Source organism: Seongchinamella sediminis (assembly GCF_003457605.1).
GTDB lineage: Bacteria > Pseudomonadota > Gammaproteobacteria > Pseudomonadales > Halieaceae > Halioglobus > Halioglobus sediminis.
Window position 1 is genome coordinate 1 of the sequence record NZ_QRAN01000046.1, and the last position, 4,357, is coordinate 4,357.

Genomic DNA, 4,357 nt, shown 5'->3' on the forward strand with positions numbered 1-4,357 from the left:
AGTGGCCTGAAGTTCATGACGCCGGTACAGCGTCACACGGGTCAGACAGACCGGGTGATGGACCATCGCAGGGCAGTCTATGAGGCGGCCAGGGCCATGAATCCTGATCGCTGGAGCGGTGATACCAGAAACTGGGATTTGCCAGGCATGGTTTGGCTGAACCCGGAGAAGGATCGTGACGACTTAGAGGTCGCCGCGTAAATGGATGCGACAACTACCTTGAAAAACGGCGCTGTCTGTCCCTACCAGGGTGTCGGGGCATGCTATGGGGATGTCCGCGGTGTTCTGCTGCCAGACTACCTGGGCAAGATACTCCAGATTGACCTGGTGGCAGATACCGGTGCCTGGCGGCACTACCCGGAAATCGTCGAAGGCACCCTGGCCCCATTTCAGGAACTGGTAGCGCTCAAGATTGCGCTGCATCTCCATTGCAACGTTCTGCTCGAAGGCACTGTCGGTGCCGAACTTGTCGATACTCACGGAGTGATCGATTACCAGGTCCACCGGCGTCAGTGGGTTGATTTTTCGGGGGTCGACACCGCGCTGTACGAGTGCGTTGCGCATAGCTGCCAGGTCGACCACGGCTGGAACACCGGTAAAATCCTGCATCAACACGCGGGTGGGATGATAGGCGATTTCCTGGTCGCTGGCACATCCGCCGCTAGCCACGAGCTCCTCAATATCCTCCCGGGTGCAGCTGATACCATCTTCGTGGCGCAGCAAGTTCTCCAGCAGTATTTTGCTACACACCGGGAGGCGCACGACGCTGTCATGCGCCGAGAGATCGCCACCATTGATTGCATAGTATTGATAAGTTTTGCCGTCCACTGTCAGTGTGGAACGAGTATTAAAGGAGTTTATGGAGGATCCCACCGACGTATTCCTGTGGTGATAGATGAAACTGAAGTATAGAAGATAAGGGTTGATCCTGCCCCGGAAGGTGACTGCGATCACTGCAAGCTGAATCTGCAGAAGTAGCATGCATGTTATGCACTATTCCCATCCCCGCGAAAGTTCCGACATTCGGGTTCGCGATCCTGTATAGTGGTGACCATATGGCGCCCCTTTGGAGAGCCATCCCTTCCGCTAGTCTGTAACCCGTCGAGACTACGTTACAAAATTGAGCAACAGCCGCAGAAAGGCGACTGCTAAACAATCGAGAATGTACGACTCGCATAATCGCGCTCGAACCGCGAGCTGGAGCTGCGCCCTATGTCTATTACCCCGGGAGTTTCAAAGAGAGGGCAGTATCTACGCATTACGTTAACAACGTTTCAGTGACCTTTCGGAAATAATGTCGCTTAAAAACTATCGAAAAATGGAATTTTAACATGATTAATACAATTGAATTATCGCAAGCAGACAAAGATTTAATGGCTCAGTACAACATTAAAGTTGAGACAAGAACATTGTTTTACTCTGAGGGCTACAAGTACGACAACTTCAAAGATGCGCTGAGTTATGCCAAGCTCTCGATGGAGAGAAAACTGGCTTCTGCCGATAACTAAAATGGATATGTGAAGATAAGCGGCCGAAGCTGATAGAGTCGACGGGATAATTGCAGGGCTTCGGTCGGCCTTGATACATAGGAATTTGGTTACTGCATTATCCAGTTAAAATTTAGATCGTTCTTGCCCCATTTCACTTCGGAATTTTATGAATAGTGTGTCAGCAAAATCTTACAAAACCGCGCGCTGTATCCTCCACTCAGAGGACAAGTTTCTCCTTGCAGTTCACCATCATGCAAAAGCTCCGTCCACGGGAAAATGGGGACTGCCGGGCGGTCATACTGAATCGGGGGAGCAGCTTGAAAATACAGTACGGCGTGAACTTACAGAAGAATTGAAAATTCAGGTTGGCTGCCTTCATGCAGTAGGAGACTACCCGCACAATGATCGGTGGCATAGAATTTACGGTGCCGAATACCATGGGCAGATACAATCATTCGATCAAAAGGAACTACAAGAGATCGGATGGCATTCGTTAGAGCGGGTTTTCGAACTACGTGAATGCAACCAGTTACACGCTGGTTGGGAATACGCAGCGATCTGTGCATATGTTAAGATTCTGAATCCTGTCGAATTGACATAATACAATTGAAAATAGACCGTTGAGCTGAGACTGTAACTAAATCTGTGTAACTGCCTATCATTAACCCACGCGATGGGTGAGGATAGGCAGACTATGAAGAAGAAAGAACTGGAAGCGATTGCCCAGGCAGCCGCCAAGAACATCAAGACAGAGGCGGATCTCAATGAGTTCCGCCAGATGTTAACCAAGATTACCGTCGAAACAGCGCTGAATGCGGAGCTGGACGAGCATCTTGGTTTCGATCGGCACGAGCAGTCCGACACCGACAACAGCCGCAACGGCTACACCAGCAAGACCCTGCAAACTGAAGAAGGTCAGCTCGAGTTAGACACACCCCGCGACAGGGCCGGCAGCTTCGAGCCCCAACTGGTCAAAAAGCACCAGCGCCGATTTACCTCGATGGATGACAAAATCCTGTTCCTGTACGCCCAGGGCATGACCACCCGGGAGATTGTCACCACGTTCAAGGAAATGTACGACGCCGATGTCTCAGCGACCCTGATTTCCAAGGTGTCCCTGGCGAAATGCTAATTTAGGCCGCAACTGGTAACTCAAACAGACCTCGACAATGCTTCTTCCATCGGTAGTTGGTGATGTCGACGATCTTATTGACCCCCGGTTCCACGGGCGTCGCGCCATCGCGTCCGGAATGAGTCCGATGCTCGTTGTAATAGTGTTGATAATTGCGCAGCTTGTTCTCCAGGTCAGTCGCGGTCCAGAAGACGGTGTGGTCCAATAGCTCCCGTCGGACACTACCGATCAATCGCTCCACAAACGGATGCGACATCGGTACATGTGGAACTGATTTTATTTCTTCAATTTCAAGCACGCGTAGATTGGCTTTCCATCGATGATATTGAAACAAAGGATCATTATCTGAGCTGAGATACCTGGGCCAGCCGTGACCGGATGTTGCTTTGTTGAACATGCTGCAGAGCGTTGGTCCATCCACGTAGCCAGCATGGACCGCGAAGCCAACAACTTGCCGCGTGTGTTGATCCATTACTAACAGTACCCAATGGCTCTTCAAAATGATCGATTCACAGCGGAATAGATCAATGCTCCACAGGCTGTCTTTCGCGTGGCCTTTGGTCGCAAGCCAGGATGGCCCATCGTTGCTAGGAGTTGGTTTGTAGTGTGTTGCAAGCACCCGGCGGACGGTGTCTTTATCCAGGTCTAGTCCGAACGCCAAGTTGATCTGTTGGGATATGCGAGGACAGCCGAATCGAGGATTGCGCTGCTTAATCTTTACGATAGCATCGATGACTTCTTTGCTGGGTCCCTTTGGGCCCGGCTTGCGCCGGCCACCTGGAGAATACAACAGCCGGTATTTTCGTTTGTAAGTGCAGATTGAAATCGGAGCAGGGTTGATGGCTTGATGATAATGGCTGATCGAGCGACTCGCCTGGGATCCAAGAAAAGCGACCAGAAGCCGAGGAGGGCGCGATCTTGGGCGGTGAGATTCGGTGCTCGTTGCCTGGACCGATTGTGAATTATTAGCTGGTGCTTAAGCAGCAGGTTTTCAGCGATGACTGATCGACCGCCACCAGGTCGTAGCAGCCTTCCACCGCGGTGAGAAGGTCGACAAGCAGGTAAATGACATCTTTCATGCTTCCCGAGGGTAATGTCCGCCGGTGAAAGCGGCAGTAGCCGACTTTCTGATATCATTAGACAATTAGCAATTCGCCAGACACAGGTCAAACCTACTGTACGCAGTTACAGCTTCTTTGCTAAGTCGGGGTTTAATGCATCTCTAGAATTCATGCTTTATGTCTTCGTTCTTGCAGGCTGTGCTTTAGTTTTTTGAGCGGTCTGGTATTTGCCTAGGAAAACACGGTCAGGTTGAAAGGGTCAGTGTGCGAAGCCCTCTCAGAGACTATGTTGGGTTACCCCTTCAGCGCCTCGAAGCCCGGTTGGCATAAACGATGGGGTTACCAAAGTGATGCGTCAGTGGCTACAATACTGTTACGGTTTGATGCTATATTTTTCGCCAAATAACAATCCTAGAAGTTAAAACCCATACCGATCACATAGGCAAAGGCTCCGTCTTCCCAGTTATCCGAGGCTGAATCACTGTCGCTGAAGAAGAACTGGTATTCAGCGCGAGCCATAATGTAGGTCTTCTCTAAAACATAGTATTTAATGCCTAGCAGGTTGCTGAAAAACTCCCTCAAATGAGGGAAAATAGCGTAATCGCAGGTTGGAGGCCAAACAATGCGCGGTGATTACCAGGAAGGCGGTGACTTGTTCAGTTATGTGTCGCTGG

At 50.6% G+C, this 4,357-nt stretch carries 4 protein-coding genes and 2 pseudogenes; 4 read left to right on the forward strand and 2 right to left on the reverse strand.

All coding sequences use genetic code 11. From position 1 onward, the window contains the following. Positions 1-201 (forward strand): annotated as a pseudogene (locus DWB85_RS19700) (IS3 family transposase); the annotation flags it as partial. Here the strand turns inward: DWB85_RS19700 and DWB85_RS19130 are convergent. Beyond that, a complete protein-coding gene (locus DWB85_RS19130; protein ID WP_239017401.1) occupies positions 184-750 on the reverse strand; it encodes an aconitase family protein in 567 nt (188 codons plus the stop codon). The pseudogene DWB85_RS19700 and the gene DWB85_RS19130 overlap by 18 nt on opposite strands. Before the next feature lie 581 nt (positions 751-1,331). Between DWB85_RS19130 and DWB85_RS19605 the strand changes: the two genes are divergently transcribed. From DWB85_RS19605 to DWB85_RS19140, 3 genes and pseudogenes are all read left to right on the forward strand, one after another. Beyond that, on the forward strand, positions 1,332-1,508 hold the full coding sequence (locus tag DWB85_RS19605; RefSeq protein WP_162846209.1) for a hypothetical protein: 177 nt from the start codon (positions 1,332-1,334) through the stop codon (positions 1,506-1,508). A 148-nt stretch (positions 1,509-1,656) separates the two neighbouring features. After that, a complete protein-coding gene (locus DWB85_RS20050) occupies positions 1,657-2,091 on the forward strand; it encodes an NUDIX hydrolase (RefSeq protein WP_117957670.1) in 435 nt (144 codons plus the stop codon). A gap of 93 nt (positions 2,092-2,184) precedes the next feature. Then, positions 2,185-2,607: pseudogene (locus DWB85_RS19140) on the forward strand (transposase); the annotation flags it as partial. Between the two features lie 16 nt (positions 2,608-2,623). Here the strand turns inward: DWB85_RS19140 and DWB85_RS19705 are convergent. Beyond that, positions 2,624-3,283: an integrase core domain-containing protein gene (locus DWB85_RS19705; protein WP_205422827.1), complete on the reverse strand. Its 660-nt coding sequence runs from the start codon at positions 3,281-3,283 to the stop codon at positions 2,624-2,626. Positions 3,284-4,357: the final 1,074 nt, after the last annotated feature.

Excerpts from the sequence above, each read along its gene's own strand:
- DWB85_RS19605 (WP_162846209.1), top strand. The coding sequence starts at position 1,332 with ATGATTAATACAATTGAATTATCGCAAGCAGACAAAGATTTAATGGCT.
- DWB85_RS20050 (WP_117957670.1), top strand. The coding sequence starts at position 1,657 with ATGAATAGTGTGTCAGCAAAATCTTACAAAACCGCGCGCTGTATCCTC.